Source organism: Serratia surfactantfaciens, assembly GCF_001642805.2.
Classification (GTDB): domain Bacteria; phylum Pseudomonadota; class Gammaproteobacteria; order Enterobacterales; family Enterobacteriaceae; genus Serratia; species Serratia surfactantfaciens.
Map to the genome: position 1 here is coordinate 4,642,384 of NZ_CP016948.1, position 23,677 is coordinate 4,666,060.

The 23,677-nt window shown below is 60.9% G+C and carries 22 protein-coding genes; 12 read left to right on the top strand and 10 right to left on the bottom strand.

The window, feature by feature from the left end; genetic code table 11:
- The first annotated feature begins 4 nt into the window (after window positions 1-4).
- Entirely contained in the window at window positions 5-2,167 is a 2,163-nt protein-coding gene (gene uvrD / locus ATE40_RS21675; protein WP_019452539.1) for a DNA helicase II, read from the top strand.
- Between the two features lie 45 nt (window positions 2,168-2,212).
- On the opposite strand, the gene ATE40_RS21680 is transcribed toward uvrD, so the two are convergent.
- The gene (locus tag ATE40_RS21680; RefSeq protein WP_025160392.1) at window positions 2,213-2,686 is read right to left on the bottom strand and encodes a WbuC family cupin fold metalloprotein; all 474 of its coding nucleotides are present in this window, start codon (window positions 2,684-2,686) and stop codon (window positions 2,213-2,215) included.
- 455 nt (window positions 2,687-3,141) lie between these two features.
- Here ATE40_RS21680 and corA point away from each other — a divergent pair, with 455 nt between their 5' ends.
- Window positions 3,142-4,092 carry a magnesium/cobalt transporter CorA gene (corA, locus tag ATE40_RS21685; RefSeq protein WP_004934262.1) on the top strand — a complete coding sequence of 317 codons (951 nt, stop codon included), beginning with the start codon at window positions 3,142-3,144 and terminating at the stop codon, window positions 4,090-4,092.
- Between the two features lie 16 nt (window positions 4,093-4,108).
- Here the strand turns inward: corA and rarD are convergent, their stop codons facing one another.
- Both rarD and ATE40_RS21695 read right to left on the bottom strand, forming a co-directional pair.
- Window positions 4,109-4,996: an EamA family transporter RarD gene (gene rarD, locus ATE40_RS21690; protein WP_019452537.1), complete on the bottom strand. Its 888-nt coding sequence runs from the start codon at window positions 4,994-4,996 to the stop codon at window positions 4,109-4,111.
- A 66-nt stretch (window positions 4,997-5,062) separates the two neighbouring features.
- Window positions 5,063-5,533, bottom strand: a complete 471-nt coding sequence (locus ATE40_RS21695; protein ID WP_063918203.1) for a thioesterase family protein — start codon at window positions 5,531-5,533, stop codon at window positions 5,063-5,065.
- 199 nt (window positions 5,534-5,732) lie between these two features.
- Between ATE40_RS21695 and recQ the strand changes: the two genes are divergently transcribed.
- Complete coding sequence (recQ, locus tag ATE40_RS21700) at window positions 5,733-7,565, top strand: ATP-dependent DNA helicase RecQ (RefSeq protein WP_063918202.1); 1,833 nt, start codon at window positions 5,733-5,735, stop codon at window positions 7,563-7,565.
- Window positions 7,566-7,577: 12 nt separating this feature from the next.
- Window positions 7,578-8,198, top strand: coding sequence for a threonine export protein RhtC (gene rhtC / locus ATE40_RS21705; protein ID WP_004934276.1), 621 nt, complete (start codon window positions 7,578-7,580; stop codon window positions 8,196-8,198).
- A gap of 48 nt (window positions 8,199-8,246) precedes the next feature.
- Here the strand turns inward: rhtC and rhtB are convergent, their stop codons facing one another.
- On the bottom strand, window positions 8,247-8,867 hold the full coding sequence (gene rhtB / locus ATE40_RS21710) for a homoserine/homoserine lactone efflux protein (protein WP_019452534.1): 621 nt from the start codon (window positions 8,865-8,867) through the stop codon (window positions 8,247-8,249).
- Window positions 8,868-9,014: 147 nt separating this feature from the next.
- On the opposite strand from rhtB, the gene pldB reads away from it, so the two are divergent.
- Together pldB and yigL are read left to right on the top strand one after the other, a co-directional pair.
- Complete coding sequence (pldB, locus tag ATE40_RS21715) at window positions 9,015-10,058, top strand: lysophospholipase L2 (RefSeq protein WP_063918201.1); 1,044 nt, start codon at window positions 9,015-9,017, stop codon at window positions 10,056-10,058.
- Between the two features lie 4 nt (window positions 10,059-10,062).
- Complete coding sequence (gene yigL, locus ATE40_RS21720; RefSeq protein WP_019452532.1) at window positions 10,063-10,860, top strand: sugar/pyridoxal phosphate phosphatase YigL; 798 nt, start codon at window positions 10,063-10,065, stop codon at window positions 10,858-10,860.
- 32 nt (window positions 10,861-10,892) lie between these two features.
- Here the strand turns inward: yigL and glpQ are convergent, their stop codons facing one another.
- Entirely contained in the window at window positions 10,893-11,972 is a 1,080-nt protein-coding gene (gene glpQ, locus ATE40_RS21725) for a glycerophosphodiester phosphodiesterase (RefSeq protein ID WP_019452531.1), read from the bottom strand.
- Window positions 11,973-12,054: 82 nt separating this feature from the next.
- Window positions 12,055-13,410 (bottom strand): glycerol-3-phosphate transporter, encoded by a 1,356-nt coding sequence (gene glpT / locus ATE40_RS21730; RefSeq protein ID WP_004934295.1) that lies wholly within the window; start codon window positions 13,408-13,410, stop codon window positions 12,055-12,057.
- A 364-nt stretch (window positions 13,411-13,774) separates the two neighbouring features.
- On the opposite strand from glpT, the gene glpA reads away from it, so the two are divergent.
- Genes glpA through glpC form a run of 3 tightly spaced genes read left to right on the top strand, consistent with a single transcriptional unit; the run spans window position 13,775 to window position 17,878 of the window.
- Window positions 13,775-15,424: an anaerobic glycerol-3-phosphate dehydrogenase subunit A gene (gene glpA / locus ATE40_RS21735; RefSeq protein WP_063918200.1), complete on the top strand. Its 1,650-nt coding sequence runs from the start codon at window positions 13,775-13,777 to the stop codon at window positions 15,422-15,424.
- Window positions 15,414-16,682: a glycerol-3-phosphate dehydrogenase subunit GlpB gene (gene glpB, locus ATE40_RS21740; RefSeq protein WP_063918199.1), complete on the top strand. Its 1,269-nt coding sequence runs from the start codon at window positions 15,414-15,416 to the stop codon at window positions 16,680-16,682. The genes glpA and glpB overlap by 11 nt, the downstream gene beginning before the upstream one ends.
- Window positions 16,679-17,878, top strand: a complete 1,200-nt coding sequence (gene glpC, locus ATE40_RS21745; protein ID WP_019452528.1) for an anaerobic glycerol-3-phosphate dehydrogenase subunit GlpC — start codon at window positions 16,679-16,681, stop codon at window positions 17,876-17,878. The genes glpB and glpC overlap by 4 nt, the downstream gene beginning before the upstream one ends.
- A 34-nt stretch (window positions 17,879-17,912) precedes the next feature.
- Here the strand turns inward: glpC and ATE40_RS21750 are convergent, their stop codons facing one another.
- The 3 genes from ATE40_RS21750 to ATE40_RS21760 form a co-directional block, all read right to left on the bottom strand.
- Window positions 17,913-18,458, bottom strand: coding sequence for a DcrB family lipoprotein (locus ATE40_RS21750; protein ID WP_063918198.1), 546 nt, complete (start codon window positions 18,456-18,458; stop codon window positions 17,913-17,915).
- A gap of 80 nt (window positions 18,459-18,538) precedes the next feature.
- On the bottom strand, window positions 18,539-18,973 hold the full coding sequence (locus tag ATE40_RS21755) for a GNAT family N-acetyltransferase (RefSeq protein ID WP_019452526.1): 435 nt from the start codon (window positions 18,971-18,973) through the stop codon (window positions 18,539-18,541).
- Between the two features lie 41 nt (window positions 18,974-19,014).
- Entirely contained in the window at window positions 19,015-19,674 is a 660-nt protein-coding gene (locus ATE40_RS21760) for a 7-cyano-7-deazaguanine/7-aminomethyl-7-deazaguanine transporter (protein WP_063918197.1), read from the bottom strand.
- 220 nt (window positions 19,675-19,894) lie between these two features.
- Here ATE40_RS21760 and tusA point away from each other — a divergent pair, with 220 nt between their 5' ends.
- The 3 genes from tusA to ATE40_RS21775 all read left to right on the top strand — a co-directional run bounded on the left by tusA (window position 19,895) and on the right by ATE40_RS21775 (window position 20,674).
- Window positions 19,895-20,140, top strand: a complete 246-nt coding sequence (gene tusA, locus ATE40_RS21765) for a sulfurtransferase TusA (protein ID WP_004934314.1) — start codon at window positions 19,895-19,897, stop codon at window positions 20,138-20,140.
- Window positions 20,141-20,201: 61 nt separating this feature from the next.
- Window positions 20,202-20,399 carry a type II toxin-antitoxin system RelB family antitoxin gene (gene relB / locus ATE40_RS21770; protein ID WP_019452523.1) on the top strand — a complete coding sequence of 66 codons (198 nt, stop codon included), beginning with the start codon at window positions 20,202-20,204 and terminating at the stop codon, window positions 20,397-20,399.
- A complete protein-coding gene (locus ATE40_RS21775) occupies window positions 20,399-20,674 on the top strand; it encodes a type II toxin-antitoxin system RelE/ParE family toxin (RefSeq protein WP_019452522.1) in 276 nt (91 codons plus the stop codon). Before relB ends, ATE40_RS21775 begins: the two co-directional genes overlap by 1 nt.
- A gap of 59 nt (window positions 20,675-20,733) precedes the next feature.
- On the opposite strand, the gene ATE40_RS21780 is transcribed toward ATE40_RS21775, so the two are convergent.
- Window positions 20,734-23,052, bottom strand: a complete 2,319-nt coding sequence (locus ATE40_RS21780; RefSeq protein WP_063918196.1) for a zinc/cadmium/mercury/lead-transporting ATPase — start codon at window positions 23,050-23,052, stop codon at window positions 20,734-20,736.
- Between the last annotated feature and the right edge of the window lie 625 nt (window positions 23,053-23,677).

Consider the following 23,677-nt stretch of genomic DNA (forward strand, 5'->3'; position numbering starts at 1 on the left):
GCCTATGGACGTCTCCGATCTGCTCGATAGCCTGAATGAAAAACAACGTGAAGCCGTGGCGGCGCCGCGCAGCAACCTGTTGGTTCTGGCCGGGGCGGGCAGCGGCAAGACGCGGGTGCTGGTGCATCGCATCGCCTGGCTGCTGTCGGTGGAGAACTGCTCGCCGTATTCGATCATGGCGGTGACCTTCACCAACAAGGCGGCGGCGGAAATGCGCCATCGTATCGAACATCTGATCGGTACCAGCCAGGGCGGCATGTGGATCGGCACCTTCCACGGCCTGGCGCATCGCCTGCTGCGCGCCCACCATCTGGAGGCCAACCTGCCGCAGGATTTCCAGATCCTCGACAGCGATGACCAGCTGCGGCTGCTCAAGCGCATCATCAAGGCGCTGAACGTCGACGAGAAGCAGTGGCCGCCGCGTCAGGCGATGTGGTACATCAACGGCAAGAAAGACGAAGGCCTGCGGCCGCAGCACGTCGAGACCTACAACAACCCGGTGGAGGCCACCTGGTTGCGCATCTACCAGGCCTATCAGGAAGCCTGCGATCGCGCCGGGCTGGTGGATTTCGCCGAGCTGCTGCTGCGCGCGCATGAACTGTGGCTGAACAAGCCGCATATCCTCAATCATTACCGCGAACGTTTCACCAACATACTGGTGGACGAATTCCAGGATACCAACAGCATCCAGTACGCCTGGATCCGCCTGCTGGCGGGCGGCAACAGCAACGTGATGATCGTCGGCGACGACGACCAGTCAATCTACGGCTGGCGCGGCGCGCAGGTGGAAAACATCCAGCGCTTCCTGAAGGATTTCCCCGGCGCGGAAACCATCCGCCTGGAGCAGAACTACCGTTCCACCAGCAACATCCTGAAAGCGGCCAATACCCTGATCGCCAACAACGACGGGCGCATGGGTAAAAACCTGTGGACCGAAGGCGGCGAAGGCGAACCAATTTCCATCTACTGCGCCTTCAACGAGCTCGACGAAGCGCGCTTTGTGGTCAATCGCATCAAGACCTGGCAAGACAACGGCGGCGCGTTGAACGACTGCGCCATCTTGTACCGCAGCAACGCCCAGTCGCGCGTGCTGGAAGAGGCGCTGCTGCAGACGGCGATGCCGTACCGCATCTACGGCGGCCAGCGTTTCTTCGAACGCCAGGAAATCAAGGACGCGCTGGCTTACCTGCGTCTTATCTCCAACCGCAACGATGATGCGGCCTTTGAGCGCGTGGTCAACACCCCGACGCGGGGCATCGGCGATCGCACTCTCGACGTGGTGCGCCAGGCGGCGCGCGATCGCCAGCTGACGCTGTGGCAGGCGACACGCGAGCTGATGCAGGACAAGGTGTTGGCCGGCCGCGCCGCGTCCGCGCTGCAGCGTTTTATCGAACTGGTGGAGTCGCTGGCGCATGAAACCGCTGACATGCCGCTGCATGTGCAGACCGACCGGGTGATCCGCGATTCCGGGCTGTTCATCATGTATGAGCAGGAAAAGGGTGAAAAGGGGCAGGCGCGCATCGAAAACCTTGAGGAACTGGTGACGGCGACGCGCCAGTTCAGCTATCAGGAAGAAGATCAGGATCTGATGCCGCTGCAGGCGTTCCTGTCGCATGCGGCGCTGGAGGCGGGTGAAGGCCAGGCCGACGCCTATCAGGACGCGGTGCAACTGATGACCCTGCACTCCGCCAAGGGGCTGGAGTTCCCGCTGGTGTTTATCGTCGGCATGGAAGAAGGCATGTTCCCGAGCCAGATGTCGCTGGATGAAGGCGGCCGGTTGGAAGAGGAGCGCCGCCTGGCCTATGTGGGCGTAACGCGCGCCATGCAGAAGCTGACGCTGACCTATGCCGAAACGCGCCGTTTGTACGGCAAAGAGGTGTATCACCGGCCGTCGCGCTTTATCGGCGAGCTGCCGGAAGAGTGCGTGGAAGAAGTGCGCCTGCGCGCCAGCGTATCCCGCCCGGTCAATCACCGCCGCATGGGCACGCCGATCAGCGAGAACGACACCGGCTACAAGCTGGGCCAGCGCGTGCGCCATCCCAAGTTTGGCGAAGGCACCATCGTCAATCTGGAGGGCAGCGGCGAGCACAGCCGGCTGCAGATCGCTTTCCCGGGCGAGGGCATCAAGTGGCTGGTGGCGGCCTACGCTCGCCTGGAAACGGTATAAAGAGAGAGGGAAGTTGCAGGGGCAGGCCCCTGCAATCGTTCATGATCAGTGAGGGTAGCGATCGCCGACCTGCGCGGTGGCATACCAGCGCATCACCGCTTCGGTGCCTTCGCCGCCTTCCTGCGGCGCCCATTGCATGCAGTCCTCTTCCGTCAGCGCCTGATAAGGGCCCTGCTTCACTTCGAACACCACGCCGCCGGCATCGACCGACAGCACTGCATGCCAGGTAAATGCCGGCATCTCCAGCACTTTGGTCTCTTCGCCGAGCAGGGTGCGCTGCGTCACGACGCCGTCATCGTTGAACTGCAACACGACAAAACGGCCGCGCAGCGGCGTCAGCAGTTCCCAGGTTTGCGGGTGGCGGTGCGGGCGGATATAGGTGCCGGGTTCCATGGCGATCGCCAGGCGTTGCACCGGGTCGCTCAGCTCTTCGTGTAAGGTGCGGTGCGCGCGCAGGCGGGCCACGCTGGCGGCCTGTTCGCTCATCGCGGTCAGTTCATGGGCGGTAATCTGTTTCATCATTTAAATCCGCATGCTTGTCGTACCATTAGGGTGATGTCATCTTAGCAACATTCTCGTTGGCGGTAAGCGATCGCCGCGACTTTTTCAGCACGGTTTACCCCAGGTTAAGCGCGATTTTTGCTATTGATCATCGTGATGATTTGTTGCGCAATTATCCCTCCTAACGTGTTGACAGGCTTTTTCCTCTCGGCGTAACATGCGCGCACTATTATCATTGAGGACAGACGCCTTGGACACACCCAGTAGATACTGGCTCACTGACCTGCGCCGCAGGTATAACTTCTAAGGCTCTCCGTTTTTGCTGATAGCCTTCGTGGTTGTCGGCGACCCCGCAAAGTGTCGCTATGAGTCAGATCTCTTCATGGTCTGAAACAAATCGGTGATACGTATCCCCTCTGTTTCTGTGCTTCAACGCGTTGTCCGCACCCGTTACCTTCACGGAGTTTTGGCACATGCTGAGCGCTTTTAAATTAGATAACCGCCGCTTGTCCCGCCTGGAACTGGACGACTCAGATGATCTCACTTCATCGCTGTGGGTTGATCTGGTCGAGCCGGAAGAGGGCGAGCGCGAGCGCGTGCAGAATGAGCTGGGACAAAGCCTGGCGACGCGTCCCGAGCTGGACGACATCGAAGCCTCCGCCCGTTTCTTCGAAGACGAAGACGGTCTGCATATCCACTCCTTCTTCTACTTTGAAGATGCGGAAGATCACGCCGGCAACTCCACGGTGGCGTTCACCATCCGCGACGGCCGCCTGTATACCCTGCGCGAGCGCGAACTGCCTGCGTTTCGCTTGTACCGCATGCGCGCCCGCAATCAGACCATGCTCGAAGGCAACGCCTACGAACTGCTGCTGGATCTGTTTGAAACCAAGATTGAACAGCTGGCGGACGAGATTGAGAACATCTACAGCGACCTGGAACAGCTCAGCCGGGTGATCATGGAAGGGCATCAGGGCGATGAATACGACGCCGCGCTGTCGACGCTGGCGGAACTGGAGGATATCGGCTGGAAGGTGCGTTTGTGTCTGATGGATACCCAGCGCGCGCTCAACTTCCTGGTGCGCAAGGCGCGTCTGCCGACCGGCCAGTTGGAGCAGGCGCGTGAAGTGCTGCGCGACATCGAATCCCTGCTGCCGCACAACGAATCGCTGTTCCAGAAGGTGAACTTCCTGATGCAGGCGGCGATGGGCTTCATCAATATCGAACAGAACCGCATCATCAAGATCTTCTCGGTGGTGTCGGTGGTGTTCCTGCCACCTACGCTGGTGGCCTCCAGCTACGGCATGAACTTCGAATTCATGCCGGAGCTGAAATGGTCGTTCGGCTACCCGGGGGCCATCACGCTAATGATCCTGGCCGGCCTGGCCCCTTACCTGTACTTCAAGCGCAAGAACTGGCTGTAACCCGGCGGCGCCGGGCTCAGCGCAGCTTGCGCTGGGTGTAGAGCGCGTCGAGGGTGAACAGGATCAGCGCCGCCCAGATAAAGCCGAAGGTCACCAGTTTGTCCTGGCCGACGGTTTCACCGTAGAACGTGACCGCCAGCAGGAACATCAAGGTCGGGCCGAGGTACTGGAAGAAGCCGAGCGTTGACAGACGCAGCCGGGTGGCCGCCGCGGTGAAGCACAGCAGCGGCACGGTGGTGACGATGCCGGCGGCGACCAGCAGCAGGTTCAGCGACCACGGGTTGGCGCTCAGATGGCTGGTAGGGCTGTCGGCGAACAGGAACAGGTAGGCCGCCGCCACCGGCAGCAGCCACAGCGTTTCGATCAGCATGCCGGTCTGGGCGTCGATGGCGATTTTCTTGCGCAGCAGGCCGTAGAAGGCGAAGCTGAACGCCAGCCCCAGGCCGATGATCGGCAACGAGCCGAACTGCCAGAGTTGCACCAGCACCCCGGTGAACGCCAGCGCCACCGCCACCCACTGCATGCGGCGGAAACGCTCGCCGAGAAACAGCATCCCTAACAGCACGTTAACCAGCGGGTTGATGAAGTAGCCCAGGCTGGCTTCCAGCATATGGTGGTTGTTCACCGCCCAGATGAACAGCAGCCAGTTGCCGCCGATCAGCAGCGCGGTGAGCGCCAGCAGCAGCAGCCGTTTGCGGTTTTGGCAGGCGGCGCGCACTTTCGGCCAGTTGCGGCCCAGCGTGATCAGCGCCAGCATGAAGAAAAACGACCAGATGATCCGGTGAGTGAGGATCTCATCGGCGGGCACTTGCTGAATCAGTTTGAAATAGGCCGGGGCGATGCCCCACATAAAATAGGCGGCCAGGGCGAAGAAAATGCCCTGACGCGTTTGCTTTGCGTCCATGACGTCACTCTGGGTGGGAACTTAAGATGCGGTGAGTGTACTGAAGACGCTCACCGCGCACAATCATCAGCCGACCAGATAGGTGGCGGTAGCGGTGGCGATATGCAGGCCGTCGTGGTTATGAAGTTCTACGCGCGCGACGGCGACCTTATTGCCGCTGCGCAGCACGTGCGCAGTGGCCACGAAGTGCTCGCCGCGGCCGGGGCGCAGGTAATCGACGCGCAGATCGATGGTGCCCATGCGCGACAGCTTGGCAGCGATCTCTTCTTCGATCAGCGGGTCCAGGCGCGTCAGCACACCGCCGGCGCAGGCCATCCCGGCGGCGACGTCAAGCACCGCGGCGATCACGCCGCCGTGCAGAATCTCCTGCGCGGCGTTGCCCACCAGCTTGCGTTGGTTGGTAAAGCTCAGTTCGACGTAGTCATCGTCGAAACGGCGCAGTTCCAGGCCGAGCTCGCGGTTGAACGGCATGTGATAAACAAAGATTTCGCCGATCTTCTGGCGGGCGGTTTCCAGGGTGAGAGGTGTGGTCGACATAGCATGTTTCCGTTTTTCTTTTGCGTTTTAAGGGAGGTAACTGGTCAGTCCAGGTTAATGCCATGTTGATTTTATGCTTAACCTTTGTTGCTTTCCAGCCGGTTTCGGCAAAAGAGTCGCACGCGCGTCGGTGTCATGCTGAACGATATTATGTAATCATACCCGGTGGGTGTGTACCGATGAAAAAATGGGGAAGTGTGTGTCAACCGCAGCAGTGATTAACAGAGAGTTGCTGGCCGAGCAGGTATTGCGCGATACCTTCGGTTACCAGCAATTCCGTCCGGGGCAGCAAACGATTATCAATGCCGCGATCGGCGGGCAGGATTGCCTGGTGGTGATGCCGACCGGCGGCGGTAAGTCGTTGTGTTACCAAATCCCGGCGCTGGTGATGGACGGCCTGACGCTGGTCGTTTCTCCGCTGATTTCGCTGATGAAAGACCAGGTCGATCAGCTGTTGGCCTACGGCGTCTCCGCCGCCTGCTACAACTCGACGCAAACCCGCGAAGAGCAGCTGGAGGTCATGGCCGGTTGCCGCAACGGCACCATCAAGATGCTGTACATCGCGCCGGAACGGCTGATGATGGAAAGCTTCCTCAATCTGCTCGATCACTGCCCGCCGGCGATGCTGGCGGTGGATGAGGCGCACTGCATTTCGCAGTGGGGCCATGACTTCCGGCCGGAATACCGTGCGCTGGGTCAGCTGAAACAACGCTTCCCGTCGATGCCGGTGATCGCGTTGACCGCCACCGCTGACGAGGCCACGCGCGGCGACATCGTGCGCCTGCTGTCGCTGCAGGATCCGTTGGTGCAGGTCAGCAGCTTCGACCGGCCGAACATCCGCTACACGCTGGTGGAAAAATTCAAACCGCTCGATCAGTTGTGGCGCTTCGTGCAGGATCAGCGCGGCAAGAGCGGCATTATCTATTGCAACAGCCGCGCCAAGGTGGAAGACACCGCCGCGCGTCTGCAAAGCCGCGGGTTGAGCGTCGGCGCCTATCACGCCGGGCTGGACAACGATCGCCGCGCGCAGGTGCAAGAGGCGTTCCAGCGTGACGATCTGCAGGTGGTGGTGGCCACTGTCGCCTTCGGCATGGGCATCAACAAACCCAACGTGCGCTTCGTGGTGCACTTCGACATCCCGCGCAATATCGAATCCTATTATCAGGAGACCGGCCGCGCCGGGCGCGACGGCCTGCCGGCCGAAGCCATCCTGCTGTACGATCCGGCCGACATGGCCTGGCTGCGCCGCTGTCTGGAGGAGAAACCCGCCGGGCAGCAATTGGACATCGAACGCCACAAGCTGAACGCCATGGGCGCGTTCGCCGAGGCGCAAACCTGTCGTCGTCTGGTGCTGCTCAACTACTTCGGCGAAGGCAAACACGAGAACTGCGGCAACTGCGATATCTGCCTCGATCCGCCCAAGCGCTACGACGGGCTGGAGGACGCGCGTAAGGCGCTGTCCTGCGTGTATCGCGTCGGCCAGCGCTTCGGTCTGGGGTACATCGTGGAAGTGCTGCGCGGCTCCAACAACCAACGCATTCGCGAATACGGTCACGACAAGCTGCCGGTGTACGGCATCGGCCGCGATCAGACCACCGAACACTGGACCAGCGTGCTGCGTCAGCTGATCCACCTGGGCTTTATCACCCAGAACATCGCCATGCACTCGGCGCTGCAATTGACCGAGGCGGCGCGCCCGGTATTGCGTGGCGAGGTGGTGCTGCAGCTGGCGGTGCCGCGCATTCAGAGCCTGAAGTCGCGCAGCAGCGCCAACCAGAAATCCTACGGCGGCAATTACGATCGCAAGCTGTTCGCCAAGTTGCGCAAACTGCGCAAATCGATCGCCGACGAAGAAAACATTCCGCCTTACGTGGTGTTCAACGACGCCACGCTGCTGGAAATGGCCGAACAAATGCCGATCAAGGCCGGCGATCTGTTGAGCGTCAACGGCGTCGGCCAGCGCAAACTGGAGCGTTTCGGCGCGCCCTTTATGGCGATGATCCGCGACCATCTCGACAATGACGAAGACTGAGGGCGATAAATCATGCTGATGCTGTTTCTCACCGTGGCGCTGGTACATCTGATTGCGCTGATGAGCCCGGGGCCGGACTTCTTTTTCGTGTCGCAAACCGCCGCCAGCCGTTCGCGCCGTGAGGCGATGATGGGCGTGGTCGGCATTTCGCTCGGCATCGTGGTGTGGGCCGGCGTGGCCTTGATGGGGCTGCACCTGATCCTGCAGAAAATGGCCTGGCTGCATCAGATCATCATGGTCGGCGGCGGGATGTACCTGTGCTGGATGGGGTGGCAACTGCTGCGTTCCGCGCGGGCGCAGCAAGCGCAGCCGGCGGCGGAGGCCCAGGTGGCGTTGCCGAAGGCCGGACGCAGCTTTATTCGCGGCTTCCTGACCAATCTGTCCAACCCGAAAGCGGTGATCTATTTCGGCAGCGTGTTCTCGCTGTTCGTCGGCGACAGCGTCGGTGCCGGGGCGCGCTGGGGGCTGTTCCTGCTGATCGTCGCCGAGACCTTCGTCTGGTTCAGCCTGGTGGCGGTGGTGTTCGCGCTGCCGGCGATGCGCCGCGGTTATCAGCGGTTGGCCAAGTGGATCGACGGGGTGGCGGGCGTGCTGTTCACCGGCTTCGGGTTACACCTGATCTTTACCCGTTAACCGGCAGTGAAACGCCGAAGGCCGAGCAGCGATGCCCGGCCTTTTTTGTCAGGCTTTGCGTGCGGTCGCCAGCAGGCCGGCCACCAGAATGAACAGCGAACCGAACAGCCGGTTGAGCAGCTGCATCTGGCGCGGGGTCTTCAGCCAGCCGGCGATGCGCGTCGCCAGGGTGGCGTAACCGATCATCACCAGAATATCCACTATCACGGTAGTGACGCCGAGCACCAGATACTGCTCGGCCTGCGGTTGATTGGGCAGAATGAACTGCGGGAACAGCGCGGCGAGAAACACGATGCTTTTCGGGTTGGTCAGGTTGACCAGCACCGCGCGGCGGAACAGACGGCGGCGCGGCATGCTGCCCGCCAGCGCATGCAGATCCAGCGCGCCGGCGGCGCGCCACTGCTGGATGCCGAGCCACACCAGGTAGGCGGCACCCAGCCATTTCAGCAGCTCGAACGCCAGCAGCGATTGAGAAATCAGCGCGCCGAGGCCGATGCCAACCAGCACGATGTGCGCGCTCAGCCCGACCTGCAGCCCGGCGATCGACGCGGCGGCGCCGCGATAGCCGTGGCTGATGCCGGTGCTCATGGTGTTGATGGCGCCTGAGCCGGGGGACAGGCTGAGGATAAGCGTGGTCAGCAGGTAGGTTAACCACCAGTCCAAGGTCATGGTTCTCGGCTCCCTGAAAGTGTCGTTTTGTGCCACAATGCGCCGAGGCGGCGCCGTTTTTTGTAAGAATTGAATCACAATACGCTAGTATGATTTCTTGTGCCAGCGGTCACATTTTCCGCCGGCCCCACAGGGAAAACGCTCTCGATGATCTCGTTCACTCTCAGCTCCGATGACTGGTTAACGCGTGAAACGCAGTTCGCCGCCTTCGCCACCGGGCCGCTGCTGGACTTCTGGCGGCAGCGCGAAGAAGGCGAGTTCAGCGGTGTGGATGGCGTGCCGATCCGCTTTGTGCGTTTTCGTTCCGCGCGGCATCAGCGGGTGGTGGTGGTCAGCCCCGGCCGCATCGAAAGCTACGTGAAATACCCTGAGGTGGCCTACGACCTGTTCCACTGCGGTTACGACGTAGTGATCGTCGATCATCGCGGGCAGGGGCGCTCCGGGCGTTTACTGGCGGATACGCACCGCGGTCATGTGGTAAACTTCGACGACTACGTGGACGATTTCGAGCAGCTTTGGCTGCGCGAGGTCGAATCGCGCGGTTACCGGCAGCGCTTCGCGCTGGCGCATTCGATGGGCGGCGCGATCCTGGCGCGGTTCCTGCAGCGTCGGCCGCAGGCGTTCGACGCGGCGGCGTTTTGCGCGCCGATGTTCGGCATTCAGTTGCCGATGCCGGGCTGGCTCGCCGACCGCATTCTCGACTGGGCGGAGGCGCACCCGGCGATCCGCGACTATTACGCGGTGGGCACCGGCCAGTGGCGTCCGCTGCCCTATGTGGTCAACGTGTTGACCCACAGCCGCGAGCGCTACCGGCGCAGCCTGCGCTATTACGCCGATTACCCCGAGCTGCAGGTGGGCGGGCCGACCTACCATTGGGTGCGGGAGAGCATTCGTGCCGGCCGGCAGATTATCGCGCAGGCCGGGGAGATAACAACGCCGTTGTTGCTTTTGCAAGCCGGTGAGGAACGGGTAGTCGACAACCGTTCGCACCAGGCTTTTTGTCAGGCTCTGTCAGACGCGGGGCGCCCTTGCGAAGGGGAGCTCCCGTTGGTTATCAACGGCGCACGCCATGAGATCCTGTTCGAGCGGGACGCGATGCGCGCCGAAGCACTGAACGCAATTCTGCGCTTCTTTGCTCAACACTTAGGCGGTGCGCTGCCGCCGACAACTCCATCAGAGGTTAGAACATAACGCTATGTATCACGTCGTCGCTTCCGATTTAGATGGCACGCTGCTGTCTCCCGACCATACCCTGTCGCCGTACGCCAAAGAAACGCTGAAGTTGCTGACCCAGCGCGGCGTGCATTTCGTGTTCGCCACCGGCCGCCACCATATCGACGTGGCGCAGATCCGCGACAGCCTGGAGATCAGCGCCTTTATGATCACCTCCAACGGCGCGCGGGTGCACAATACCGCCGGCGAGCTGATCTTCAGCCATAACCTGGATGGGGATATCGCCCGCGATCTGTACGGCATGCTGCACGACGATCCGGAGATCACCACCAACGTCTACCGTAACGATGACTGGTTCATCAACCGCGAGAGCCCGGAGCAGGAAGAGTTCTTCCAGGAATCTGTGTTCAAATATCAACTGTTCGAGCCGGGCCTGCTGGAAACCGACGGCGTCTGCAAGGTTTACTTCACCTGTGAAGACCATGAGCGGTTGCTGCAGGTGGAAGACGCCATCAACGCGCGCTGGGGCGATCGGGTCAACGTCAGCTTCTCGTTCCCGACCTGCCTGGAAGTGATGGCGGGCGGCGTGTCGAAAGGGCATGCGCTGGAAGAAGTGGCCAAGATCATCGGCTATACGCTGCAAGAGTGCATCGCCTTCGGCGACGGCATGAACGATCTGGAGATGCTGTCGATGGCCGGCAAGGGCTGCATCATGCGCGACGCGCATCAGCGCCTGAAGGATATGCTGCCGGAGCTGGAGGTGATCGGCTCCAACGTCGACAACGCGGTGCCGCACTACCTGCGTAAAATGTTCCTCTGAAATAACAAGGGCGCCTTGCGGCGCCCTTGGCATTATTTGTGCTGGCCCTGCTTCTGCAGGAACTGCACGCCCTTGTCCGGGAAGTCGGTGAACACGCCGTCAACGCCGGCCTGGTTGTAAATCACGTCATACAGCTGATTCACGTCGGTCACGTACTTCGGCAGCGCATCGGCGCGAATGGTGAACGGATGCACCGCCAGCTTGCTGGCGTGCGCTTCTTTCACCATGTCGGTCAGCACGATGTGGCCCGGCTTGGATTTATCCGCTACCACCAGCATATGGTAGTCCGGCCCGATGCCGTCGGCATACTGCGCGATTTTCTTCATCGCGCCCGGCTTGAACATCCAGTCGTAGTCGTATTCCACCCACTTGCCGTCGGCTTTCTGCTCGTAGGTTTCCTGCCAGTCGTTATAGGCGATCAGCTGCACCAGCTTCAGATCCATGCCCAGCTTCGGCTCCAGCTCGTTCTTGATGCGCTTGAGCTCGTTGGCGTCGAAGCACTGCAGGTAGACGTTGTCGTTCTTGCCGGTGTAGCCGTACTGCTTGAGCACCGCCAGTACTTTGCTGGAGATGTCTTTGCCTTCCTGCTTATGGAACCACGGTGCCTTGATTTCAGGGTAGATGCCGATGTTTTTGCCGGTCGAGTGGTTCAGACCCTGCACGAACTCGATCTCTTCCTGGAAGGTGTGTACGCGGAAGTCGGATTTGCCCATCGGGAAGCGGCCAGGGTAGCCCTGCACCTTCTTGCCGTTTTCGATTTCAAAACCTTCGGTGAACTTCAGCGATTTGATCTCCGCCAGCGTAAAGTCGATGGCGTAGTAGCGGCCGTCTTTACGCGCGCGATCCGGGAAGCGTTCGGCGACGTCGGTGACGCGATCGAGGTAGTGGTCGTGCAGCACCACCAGCTCGTTGTCTTTGGTCATCACCAGGTCTTGCTCGAGGTAATCGGCGCCCTGCGCATAGGCCATCGCCTTCGCCGGCAGGGTGTGTTCCGGCAGGTAGCCGCTGGCGCCGCGGTGGGCGATCACCACTTTGTCCGCCGCCTGCGCGGCGCTGACCATTGAGGTGGCGAGAATGATCCCTGTCAGCAGGGCTTTGACTTGAGTCCGCATTCCGTTTTCTCCGTGTTGTTGGGGGCAGGGTAGTAAAAAGGCCGCAGGGCGGCCTTTAAATCATGCAAAAGTCGTGTGACGGTTAGCCGCGCTTGCCGGCAGCGATTTCCGCGTGGTGTTTCTTCTCGTTCAGCATGGTCAGCAGCAGCAGGATAACCGCCAGCACGCCGCCGCCGATCATCACCATAAAGCCGCCGTCCCAACCGAAGAAGTCCACGGTGTAACCGACGATGGCGCTGGCCGCAACCGAGCCGCCCAGGTAGCCGAACAGGCCGGTGAAGCCTGCGGCGGTGCCGGCGGCTTTCTTCGGCGCCAGCTCCAGCGCATGCAGGCCGATCAGCATGACCGGGCCGTAGATCAGGAAGCCGATGACCAGCATACAGATCATGTCCACGGTCGGGTTGCCGGCCGGGTTCATCCAGAACACCACGGTGGCGATGGTCACCAGCGTCATGAAGAACACGCCGGTGGCGCCGCGGTTGCCTTTGAACACCTTGTCCGACATCCAGCCGCACAGCAGAGTGCCCGGAATACCGGCGTACTCATACAGGAAGTAGGCCCAGGAAGACTTGTCCAGCGCGAAGTGCTTCACTTCTTTCAGGTAGGTCGGCGACCAGTCCAGAATGCCGTAACGCAGCAGGTAGACGAACACGTTGGCGACCGCGATGTACCACAGCAGCTTGTTCGGCAGGATGTACTGCATGAAGATCTGCTTGGCGGTCAGCTCTTCTTCGTCTTTTTCGCTGTAGTCGTCCGGATAGTCGTTTTTGTACTCTTCAATCGGCGGCAGGCCGCAGGATTGCGGGGTGTCGCGCATCAGGGCGAAGGCGATCAGGGCCACCAGGATGGCGCCGAAGGCCGGCATGTACAGCGCCGCGTGCCAGTCGTTGAACCAGGCCATACCCAGCAGGAACAGCAGCGGCGGCAGGCCGCCACCCACGTTGTGGGCGCAGTTCCAGATGGAAACGATGCCGCCGCGTTCTTTCTGCGACCACCAGTGCACCATGGTGCGGCCGCACGGCGGCCAACCCATGCCCTGGAACCAGCCGCACAGGAACAGCAGGACGAACATGATGGCGATGCTGGAGGTTGCCCACGGCACGAAGCCCATGAACAGCATTACCGCCGCCGCCAGGATCAGGCCGGCTGGCAAGAATACCCGCGGGTTGGATCGGTCGGAGACCGAGCCCATGATGAATTTGGAGAAGCCGTAGGCGATGGAGATGCCCGACAGCGCGAAGCCGAGGTCACCGCGGCTGAAGCCTTGTTCGATCAGGTAAGGCATGGCCAGGGTGAAGTTCTTACGCACCAGATAGTAAGCGGCGTAACCGAAGAAGATCCCCAGGAAAATTTGCCAGCGCAGCTTACGGTAGAGCGGGTCTACCTTATCGCTCGGCACACGGGCGATGTGTGCGGCCGGCTTAAAAATACTCAACATGAGCGCCTCCGATGGCTTTATCTGTTATCACATCAATATGACCTTTTACGTTCATTTGATGATTGAGCGGATATCGAATGTGGTGTTTTTGTGTTCCATAACGAGCGCCATTGTCATCAAATACGCCTGGTGTCGCTGTGACGAATGGCGCAATTGTTACACTTTCATGAAACCACGGCGGATTTTGAGCGATTCGTTAACGTTATGAAATAGAAAAACGTCCAAAAATCGTGATTATGATCACATTGATGGTTTTTTGTGGACATTTTTATTTCGTTTCATGTTCGTTCTTGTTCCTTATCAAACAAAGACCCTAATAACCGTGGCTCAATAGGCTCATAACTACCGATCCTGAGGGAGCGAAATGAGCAGCTATTTTGACGGCGGCGAAACGGATGTGATCATCATCGGCGGCGGCGCCACCGGCGCAGGCATTGCCCGCGATTGTGCGCGGCGCGGCTTGCGCTGCATTTTGCTGGAGCGTCATGACATCGCCACCGGCGCCACCGGCCGCAACCACGGCTTGCTGCACAGCGGCGCGCGCTATGCGGTGACTGACGGCGAGTCGGCGCGCGAGTGCATCGAAGAGAACCGCATCCTGAAACGCATCGCGCATCACTGTATCGAGCGCACCGATGGGCTGTTCATCACCCTGCCGCAGGACTCGCTGGAGTATCAGCAACAGTTTATCGCCGCCTGTCGCCAGGCCGACATCGACGCCGAAGCGATCGACCCGCAGCTGGCGCTGCGGCTGGAGCCGGCGGCTAACCCCGCGCTGATCGGCGCGGTGCGCGTGCCGGACGGCACCGTCGATCCCTTCCGGCTGAGCGCCGCCAACATGTTGGACGCGCGCGAACACGGCGCGCAGATCCTGACCTACCACCAGGTGGTGGGATTGTTGCGCAGCGGCGAACGGGTGACGGGCGTGCGCGTTTACGACCATCAGAGTCAGCGGCGCTATGAGCTGCACGCGCCGGTGGTGGTCAATGCCGCCGGCATCTGGGGCCAGCAGATCGCCGAATACGCCGATTTGCGCATCCGCATGTTCCCGGCCAAGGGGGCGCTGCTGATCCTCGGCCATCGCATCAACAACATGGTGATCAACCGCTGCCGCAAACCGGCGGACGCCGACATCCTGGTGCCGGGCGACACCATCTCGCTGATCGGCACCACCTCGACCCATATCGACTACGACCAAATTGACAACATGCTGGTGACCCCGCAGGAGGTGGACATTCTGATCCGCGAAGGGGCGCTGCTGGCGCCCACTCTGGCGCAGACCCGCATTTTGCGCGCCTACGCCGGGGTGCGGCCGCTGGTGGCCAGCGACGACGATCCCAGCGGGCGCAACGTCAGCCGCGGCATCGTGCTGCTCGATCACGCCGCCCGCGACGGGCTGGAAGGGTTCATCACCATCACCGGCGGCAAGCTGATGACCTACCGCCTGATGGCGGAGTGGGCCACCGACAAGGTGTGCGAAAAGCTCGGGGTAAACAGCCCGTGCACCACTGCGCAGGACGCGTTGCCGGGATCCCGTCAGTCGGCGGAGGAAACGGTGCGCCGCGTAGTTTCTCTGCCCGCCAGCATTCGCGGTTCGGCGATTTACCGGCACGGCGATCGCGCCAGCCAGGTGCCGGCGGCCGATCGGCTCGACACCAGCCTGGTGTGCGAATGCGAGGCGGTGACCGCCGGGGAGGTGCGCTATGCGGTCAATTCGCTGACCGTCAATAACCTGGTGGATCTGCGCCGCCGCACCCGCGTCGGCATGGGCACCTGCCAGGGGGAACTCTGCGCCTGTCGCGCCGCCGGGCTGTTGACGCGCTTTAACGTCAGCACGCCGCAGCAGTCCATCGCGCAGCTGTCGCAGTTCCTCAACGAACGATGGAAAGGTGTTCGGCCGATCGCCTGGGGCGATGCGCTGCGCGAGAGCGAATTTACCAGCTGGGTTTATCAAGGGTTATGCGGGCTTGAGGCCCAGGCCGACAAGGGGCAGGAGGCGGATGATGCGATTTGACGTAGTGGTGATTGGCGGCGGCCTGGCGGGCCTGAGCTGCGCCATTGCCGTGGCCGAGCAGGGCAAGCGCTGCGCGGTGGTCAGTTCTGGCCAGAGCGCGCTCTACTTCTCCTCCGGTTCGCTCGACCTGTTGGCGAGATTGCCGGACGGCACACCGGTCGAGATGCCGTTGGCGGCGTTGCCGCAGCTGGCGCAGCAGGCGCCGCAGCATCCGTATTCTCTGATTGGCCCCGGCCGGGTGGCGGCGCTGTCCGCCGCCGCGCAACGGCTGCTGGAACGCTGCGGGCTGAACCTGCAGGGTGAGGGGACCAAAAACCATCTGCGCATTACGCCGCTCGGCACGCGCCGCGCCACCTGGCTCAGCTCGCAGGCGATCCCGACGCTGCCGCTGACCGGCCAGTTGCCCTGGCGGCGCATCGCGGTGATCGGCATCGAAGGGTTCCTCGACTTCCAGCCGCAGATGGCTGCCGACTCCTTAAGCCGGGAGCTCGGCGTGCAGACGGACGTAGCCTATCTGCACGTGCCGGCGCTGGACCGATTGCGCAATAACCCCAGTGAGTTCCGCGCGGTGAACATCGCCCGGGTACTGGATTTGATGGAAAGCCTGCCGCCGATGGCCGAAGAGCTGCGGCGGCTGGCGGGTGAGGCCGAGGCGCTCTTCCTGCCGGCCTGTCTGGGCCTGGAGGACGATGCGTCGCTGGCGGTGCTGCAGGATGCGGTCGGCAAGCCGATCCGACTGCTGCCGACGTTGCCGCCTTCGGTGCCCGGCATGCGCTTGCATCAGGCGCTGCGGCGGCGTCTCCAGCAGCTGGGTGGCGTTTTCATGCCGGGTGACAGCGTAGTGCGCGCCGAGTGCGAAGCCGGCTGCGTCACCGGCCTGTACACCCGCAACCATGGCGATATTCCGCTGCGGGCGCAGCAGGTGGTGCTGGCCAGCGGCAGCTTCTTCAGCAACGGGTTGGTAGCGGAGTTCGACCGGGTGCGTGAGCCTATCTTCGGGCTGGACGTGCACAGCCGCGCGGATCGTGCCGACTGGAGCCAACGCGAACTGTTCGCGCCGCAGCCTTATCTGCAGTTCGGCGTGCGCACCGACGGCAGGCTGCGGGCGATGAAACAGGGGATGCCGTTCGACAATCTGTATGCCATCGGCGCGGTCGCCGGCGGTTACGATCCGCTGCAGCAGGGCTGCGGCGCCGGCGTGTCATTGATCGGGGCGCTGCACGTCGCGCAGCAGATCGCCGCGGAGGAGAACGCATGAGCCTGCATCAGGACCACAGCTTTGAAAGCTGCATCAAATGCACCGTTTGCACCACCTACTGCCCGGTAGCCAAAGTTAACCCGCTCTACCCGGGGCCGAAACAGGCGGGGCCGGACGGCGAACGGCTGCGGCTGAAAGACCCGGCGCTGTATGACGAAGCGCTGAAATACTGTACCAACTGCAAGCGCTGCGAAGTGGCCTGCCCATCGGACGTCAAAATCGGCGACATTATTCAACGCGCCCGTGCCGACTTCGCCCAGAGCAAACCGACGCTGCGCGACGCCATCCTTAGCCATACCGACATCATGGGATCGCTGTCGACGCCGTTTGCGCCGATCGTCAACGCCGCCACCGGGCTGAAACCGGTGCGCAAGCTGTTGGACAAGGCGCTGAAGATCGATCATCGTCGCGAACTGCCGAAGTATTCGTTCGGCACCTTCCGCCGTTGGTACCGGCAACAGGCGCAGGCCCAGCAGCGTTACGCCGAGCAGGTGGCGTTCTTCCACGGCTGCTTCGTCAACTACAACCACCCGCAGCTGGGCAAGGATTTGATCCGAGTGTTCAACGCGCTGGATATCGGCGTACAGTTGCTGAAGCGCGAGAAATGCTGCGGCGTGCCGCTGATCGCCAACGGGTTTATCGAGCAGGCGAAAAAACAGGCCAGGGTCAACGCCGAATCGCTGCAGGAAACGGTGCTGGAGCGCGGCATTCCGGTGGTGGCGACCTCATCGAGCTGCACCTTCACCCTGCGTGACGAATACCCCCATTTGCTGGACGTGGACACCACCCCGGTGCGCGATCGGGTAGAGCTGGCGACGCGCTATCTCTATCGCCTGATCAATCAGGGGCGCAGCCTGCCGCTGCAGCACACGCCGCTGCGGGTGGCTTACCACACGCCTTGCCATATGGAGAAAATGGGCTGGACCGCCTACACCCTGGAGTTGTTGCGCCAGATACCTGGGCTGGAGCTGGTGGTGCTGGATTCGCAGTGCTGCGGCATCGCCGGCACCTACGGGTTCAAGTCGGAGAACTATGCCACGTCGCAAGGCATCGGCGCGCCGCTGTTCCGGCAGATAGAAGAGAGCGGGGTGGATCTGGTGGTGACCGATTGCGAGACCTGCAAGTGGCAGATCGAAATGTCCACCAGCAAGCGCTGCGAGCATCCGATCACCCTGCTGGCGCAGGCGCTGGCGTAAAGACTCAGGGGCCGGCAAACCGGCCCCTGCGGGATCACTGCTTCAGCTTCAGGGTGGAGATGATACCTTCGGCTTCGGTCTGCGCCTGCTGCTGATTGTCCGCTGGCAGCGAAATCTGAATGGTCAGCAAGTTGTTGTTCAGTGCGCCAACCAGAATGGAAGAGTAAGCTTTCTTGCCACTGTTGGTGACGATGCTGTCCAACTGACGCAGCGGCACGCCGTCTACGTCGATAGCCTTGTTGGTAATCAGCTGCAGATTGGCGTCGTTCGCGCGTTGGTTGTTTTCCAACCGTTGGGCCAGGGTTTCCAGACTGTCGGCGGTCTTGTCGCCGAGGATCACAATCACTGCGCGCTGGCTGGTGCTGTCAGCATATGCGTGCATGTTGTTGGCCGGTTTTTCCAACTTGCTGGTTTGATCCGCCATGCCCGCCGGCAGGGTGAACTCTAGGTTGCCGCCCAGCAGGCTGACCTGCTGTCCGGCCTGGGTGCTGGCCGTCGCGCTGTCTTTGGTGTTGCCGTCGCAGGCCGCGAGGCCAAGCACCAGCAGGCTGATACCTATCAATTTCGCTACTTTATGCATCGGGCTTCCTTCTTCCTTTCCGGTAGGGATTTACTGTCGTATCGCAACCTATTCCAGGTTGAAATGCAAGGCAGATGTTGTCACAAGTTTTTTTCCAGTAATAGCCGATAATCAGCCACTTCGCCTTTCTTTTCCAGCTGAACAATCTGATAGTGGTGAGCGAGCAGCATCGTCAGCATGGCGCGAAATCGATTACGGGTTTTGACCGTCAGTTGGCGATAGCCCTGCGCCCGAGCCCAGCGTTCTTGTTCGGCCAGCAGCGCCTGCGCGACGCCATGGCGACGAAACGCCGGCAGCACGCCGCCCAGCCAGCTGTAAAACACCGTCTCCTGCCGTTGATAACCGAGTTTGAAGCCGGCCGGTTGGCCGTCGATCTCGGCGATCAGCAGGCTGGCGGGGGCGGCGCCGATGCGCTGTTGCAGATCGGCCAGGCTATGCAGGCCGCCGAATTCGGGGATGCGTTGATACAGACGGTGGATTTCTTCGAGCGTGGCGGTGCGGGTGAGCGGAGTCATCGGCGGCCTCCAGAGGATAGGGCCGCCCAGCATAGCACGGTTCAGCCTGGCTGCAGGTCGCCGCTGCGCGCCGCGATGCGTTTGAGCAGCATGTTCAGCAGCACGCCGTACATCGGCAGGAAGAACAGCAGGCAGATCATGACTTTGAAGCTGTAATCCACCAGCGCGATCTCCACCCAGTTGTTGGCCATGAAGGGATCGCTGCTCTTGTAGAAGGCGATGAAGAAGAACGCCAGCGTATCGCTGATGTTGCCGAAGAACATCGCCGCCGCCGGCGCCACCCACCAGGCACTGCGCTGACGCAGGCGGTTGAAGACGTGCACGTCGAGGATCTGGCCGAGCACATAGGCCATAAAGCTGGCCACGGCGATGCGCGCCACGAACAGGTTAAAGCTGCTCAGTGCGGCAAACCCTTGCCACTCTCCCTGATAGGTGACGGTGGAGATCACATAGGAGATGAACAGCGCCGGCACCATCACCGCCAGGATAATGCGCCGCGCCAACGGCGCGCCGAAGATGCGCACGGTCAGATCGGTCGCCAGGAAGATGAATGGGAAGGTAAAAGCGCCCCAGGTGGTATGAAAGCCGAAAACGGTGATCGGCAGCTGCACCAGGTAGTTGCTGGAGGTAATGATGGCGATATGAAACAGCGAAAGCCAGACCAACGCCGTGAAGCGCTGCTGTGCGGTAAACGAATACATGTTGTAGCCTTTTTAGCAGTGGGGTGAGGGAACCCAGTGTGTCTTGTTAAAACAGCAAAAAACGCTGCGCGGCGGCATGATACGCGTTTGCGCAACCAATGCAATGGTTAAATTTAACGCAAACGTTAACGCATCTTGCGCAGAAAAACTACCGGCGTAAACTAGGCGCTAATGAGATGCGGCGAGCGTTCGCCGATCGTTTTTGAACGAGAAAAATTGCATGACTGACTTATTTGCCCAGGCGGACCAGACGCTCGACGCGCTGGGGCTGCGCTGTCCGGAACCGGTGATGATGGTGCGTAAAACCGTGCGCCATATGGACAACGGCGAAACGCTGCTGATTATTGCCGACGATCCGGCCACCACCCGCGATATCCCGGGGTTCTGCCGCTTTATGGAACACACGCTGGTGGCGCAGGAGACCGAACAGGTGCCATACCGTTATCTGTTACGTAAAGGTGTATAGTTTTTAATCGCCTTGTAAGATAAGCTCCCTGCGATCGGGGAACGTTCGAAGGGGACAAACGATGAGTATTTTACTACTGCCAACGGTTGCCAAGATGGAAAGTGAGGAACGTACACAGGGCTATGAGCGCTGGTTTCTTGAGAGCGTTCAGGAAGCCATGGATGAGCCGCTGCCCGGTATTCCTCATGACGAGGTGATGGCTGAAATGGATGCGGTTATCGCTGCTGCAGAAGCCAGGATGAAAGCTAAGCAGTCATAATGCTCAACATCGAATGGACTCGATCCGCTCGTCGGGATCTGGCGGAGATTGTGGGATTCATCGCCAATGATAATCCCTTGGCGGCCAGAAAAATGAAGCTTCTCATCATGGAGGCGGTCATTCCCGCCGCCAGACATCCTCGACTTTTCCGGCGTGGCAGAGTGGATGGCACGCATGAAATCCCTCTACATCCCAATTATCTCTTGGTTTATCAAGTGCTGGAAACTCACATCCGGGTGTTGAGGGTTTTACATGCGCGCCGACAATATCCGTAGTATCGGCGCTGTAGTTCATCATACCGGGCTCCCATTGAGGAACCCGGTATGGCACCAGGTTATTGGCGCTTTCTCAATAGCCGCAGCGCGTTGGCGGTGACCAGCGCGGTGGCGCCGGAGTCCGCCAGCACTGCCAGCCACAGCCCGGTCAATCCCAACAGGCTGGTGATCAGGAAGACCCCTTTCAACCCCAGCGCGATGGTGATGTTTTGCCGGATGTTGGCGTGGGTGGCGCGCGAGATACGAATCATCTCCGCAACGCCCAGCAGCCGGTTGTGGGTCAGGGCGGCGTCGGCGGTTTCCAGCGCCACGTCGGTGCCGCTGCCCATGGCGATGCCGATGCTGGAGGCTTTCATCGCCGGGGCGTCGTTGATGCCGTCGCCGATCATCGCCGTCGGGCGTAGTTCGCTCAGCTCGGTGACCGCTTTGACCTTATCTTCCGGCAGCAGACCGGCGCGATAGTCGAGGCCCAGTTCGCCGGCGATCGCCGCGGCGGCGCGCGGATTGTCACCGGTCAGCATCACGCCGCGAATACCCAGCGCGTTCAGTTCGGCGATCGCCTGTTTGGCGTCGCCGCGCAGCGTATCGCGCAGCGCCAACAAACCGATAGGCGCGCCGTCTTCCAGCACCACCACCGCCGTTTTACCGGCGTTTTCCAGCTTGTCCACCTGGCTCTGCCATTGGGCGTCGAGCAGGCCTGGCACCAGCTTGCTCGGCGCGCTGATCAGCACGGTCTTGCCGTCCACGATGCCTTCCACACCGATGCCGGCCAGGGCGCGGCGCGCCTGCGCCAGCGGCAGCTCAGCTCCGCTCTCGGCGGCGCGGTTGATGATCGCCTGCGCCAGCGGGTGATGCGAGCCGGCTTCCACCGCGGCGGCAAGCTGCAACAGCCGTTGTTCGCTGAGGGCGCCGATCGGCAGCACGTCGGTGACCGTCGGCTTGCCCTCGGTCAGGGTACCGGTTTTATCGAAGGCGATAGTTTGCACCTGCCCCAGCTGTTCCAGCGCTGCGCCGCCTTTAATCAGCGCGCCGCGCCGCGTGGCGGCCGCCAGTCCGGAGGTAATGGCCGCCGGGGTCGAGATCACCAGCGCGCATGGACAGCCGATCAACAGCAGCGTCAGGCCGCGATAGATCCAGGTATCCCACGGCTGCGAGAACAGCAGCGGCGGCAACAGGATCACCGCGACCGCCAGCAGCATAATGGCCGGGGTGTAATAACGGCTGAACCGATCGAGGAAGCGTTCGATCGGCGCACGGCGCTCTTCGGCTTCTTCAATCAACTGCAGAATACGGTCGATGGCATTTTTGCCGGGCTCGGAGATCACCTTCATCTGCGCCGCCTGATCGACGGACAGGCTGCCGGCGGCCACTTTCTCACCCTGTTGGCGTTCGACCGGCACCGATTCGCCGGTCAGGGCGCTTTCGTCGAAGCTGGCGAACGGATTGAGCAGCTCGGCGTCGGCCGGCAGGCGTGCGCCGGGGGCGATTTCAATCACATCACCAGGCCGCAGGCTGGCGACCGGCACGCGTTTACGCTCCGTGCCTTGCAGCAGCAGCGCATCTTCCGGCACCAGCTCCATCAGCGCCGTCACCCCGCGCCGCGCGCGGTTGGCGGCGTAGGATTCCAACAGTTCACCAACCATAAACAGCAGCAGCACCATCGCCGCCTCGGCGGTGGCGCCGATGAACAGCGCGCCGATGGCCGCCACGCTCATCAGCGTTTCGATGGCGAACGGCGTGCCGGAACGGATCAGGCGCACTGCCTTGGCGGCAACCGGTGCCAACCCGACCAGCGTGGTGGCGATAAAGGCGATGCGGCCCAGCTCCGGGTTAACCCGATCCAGCACCCAGCTGACGACCATCAACGAGGTCAACAGCAGCAGCGGCGCGAATTCGCCGAAGCGCGAGGTTTTTTCCGCGGCGCCTTTGGCGGTCTGCGCGCCGAGCAGGGTAAAGCCGGCCTGGGCGACCGCGTCCTGGATCCGCTGGCTGATGTCGGACTGCGCGTCTACCACCAATTTCTCGGTGGCGAACAGCACCCGCGCGCTGTCGACGCCAGGGATGGCGGTGACGGCATTCTCAATTTTCTTGGCGCAGCTGGGGCAGTCCATACCGGTGACTTTCCAGCTGAAACGTTGGCTGCCGGAAGGGGGAGCGGCGGCCAGCCTGTCGCTTTCCTCGTCCGGATCGTCGGGCGCGGCGGTGCCGCAGCCGCTATCGCCATGATCGTGATGGTGGTGAGCGTGTTCGGTCTGTGCGGCGGCGTTTTTCGGCTCGCTGCTGCAGCCGTGCTGCGTTTTGCTGTGGCTGTGGTTGCAGCCGCACCCGCCTTCGGCGTGGTGATGTTCCTGATGATTATGATTTTGCTGATTGAGCATAACGTCCCCCTTCGGGCTGTTAACCGGGTTTGCTTGTCCGACTCTACACCCTGGAGTCCACTCCAGAGTCAAGCGATGGATGAGAATTATTGCTAACGGCGCTCAGGCGCATGCAGGAATATTCATTCAATAATGAATAATGCAAATTTCAATCTATTGGCTTTCCTTATTACCTATTTCGATAAAGAGGCTCGCCGCCGTTAGTTTAAATAAGAAAATAATATTCCTATAGAAACTAAAAAGTCGCCCGACCTAATAATAAAGAGTTATTAATCTATTACGCTTTAGCAAAATTTACCTTTTTGTGATGGAGCAGCCAGCATTATTCGCTTGTGTCTGCAGGCCGCATTTCTATTGAAGTTTGGTGCCAACTTATCGGTGTTGAGTTTCATTTGTTTTGTAAATATAGCGATAAAGTAGCATAACAATCTTTCGTTGAGTCAATAAATGGTTGATTATTTTATGTTCAGTTTTGTGGCCCTGCCTATAATTGGAATCGATTACCATTTTTAATGGTGATCTTATTTGCTGATATATATGCATTAATTCTACCTAACACACTGCCGGCAACGGCGCATAAGCCCCTTCCAGCAAGCTTAAGGTTCATTAACCGTGGCTTACGGGG

Bases quoted from the DNA above. Each gene is read 5' to 3' on its own strand.
- uvrD (WP_019452539.1), top strand. From the start codon at position 5: ATGGACGTCTCCGATCTGCTCGATAGCCTGAATGAAAAACAACGTGAA.
- ATE40_RS21680 (WP_025160392.1), bottom strand. From the start codon at position 2,686: ATGAAACAGATTACCGCCCATGAACTGACCGCGATGAGCGAACAGGCC.
- corA (WP_004934262.1), top strand. From the start codon at position 3,142: ATGCTGAGCGCTTTTAAATTAGATAACCGCCGCTTGTCCCGCCTGGAA.
- rarD (WP_019452537.1), bottom strand. From the start codon at position 4,996: ATGGACGCAAAGCAAACGCGTCAGGGCATTTTCTTCGCCCTGGCCGCC.
- ATE40_RS21695 (WP_063918203.1), bottom strand. From the start codon at position 5,533: ATGTCGACCACACCTCTCACCCTGGAAACCGCCCGCCAGAAGATCGGC.
- rhtC (WP_004934276.1), top strand. From the start codon at position 7,578: ATGCTGATGCTGTTTCTCACCGTGGCGCTGGTACATCTGATTGCGCTG.
- rhtB (WP_019452534.1), bottom strand. From the start codon at position 8,867: ATGACCTTGGACTGGTGGTTAACCTACCTGCTGACCACGCTTATCCTC.
- pldB (WP_063918201.1), top strand. From the start codon at position 9,015: ATGATCTCGTTCACTCTCAGCTCCGATGACTGGTTAACGCGTGAAACG.
- yigL (WP_019452532.1), top strand. From the start codon at position 10,063: ATGTATCACGTCGTCGCTTCCGATTTAGATGGCACGCTGCTGTCTCCC.
- glpQ (WP_019452531.1), bottom strand. From the start codon at position 11,972: ATGCGGACTCAAGTCAAAGCCCTGCTGACAGGGATCATTCTCGCCACC.
- glpT (WP_004934295.1), bottom strand. From the start codon at position 13,410: ATGTTGAGTATTTTTAAGCCGGCCGCACACATCGCCCGTGTGCCGAGC.
- glpA (WP_063918200.1), top strand. From the start codon at position 13,775: ATGAGCAGCTATTTTGACGGCGGCGAAACGGATGTGATCATCATCGGC.
- glpB (WP_063918199.1), top strand. From the start codon at position 15,414: ATGCGATTTGACGTAGTGGTGATTGGCGGCGGCCTGGCGGGCCTGAGC.
- glpC (WP_019452528.1), top strand. From the start codon at position 16,679: ATGAGCCTGCATCAGGACCACAGCTTTGAAAGCTGCATCAAATGCACC.
- ATE40_RS21750 (WP_063918198.1), bottom strand. From the start codon at position 18,458: ATGCATAAAGTAGCGAAATTGATAGGTATCAGCCTGCTGGTGCTTGGC.
- ATE40_RS21755 (WP_019452526.1), bottom strand. From the start codon at position 18,973: ATGACTCCGCTCACCCGCACCGCCACGCTCGAAGAAATCCACCGTCTG.
- ATE40_RS21760 (WP_063918197.1), bottom strand. From the start codon at position 19,674: ATGTATTCGTTTACCGCACAGCAGCGCTTCACGGCGTTGGTCTGGCTT.
- tusA (WP_004934314.1), top strand. From the start codon at position 19,895: ATGACTGACTTATTTGCCCAGGCGGACCAGACGCTCGACGCGCTGGGG.
- relB (WP_019452523.1), top strand. From the start codon at position 20,202: ATGAGTATTTTACTACTGCCAACGGTTGCCAAGATGGAAAGTGAGGAA.
- ATE40_RS21775 (WP_019452522.1), top strand. From the start codon at position 20,399: ATGCTCAACATCGAATGGACTCGATCCGCTCGTCGGGATCTGGCGGAG.
- ATE40_RS21780 (WP_063918196.1), bottom strand. From the start codon at position 23,052: ATGCTCAATCAGCAAAATCATAATCATCAGGAACATCACCACGCCGAA.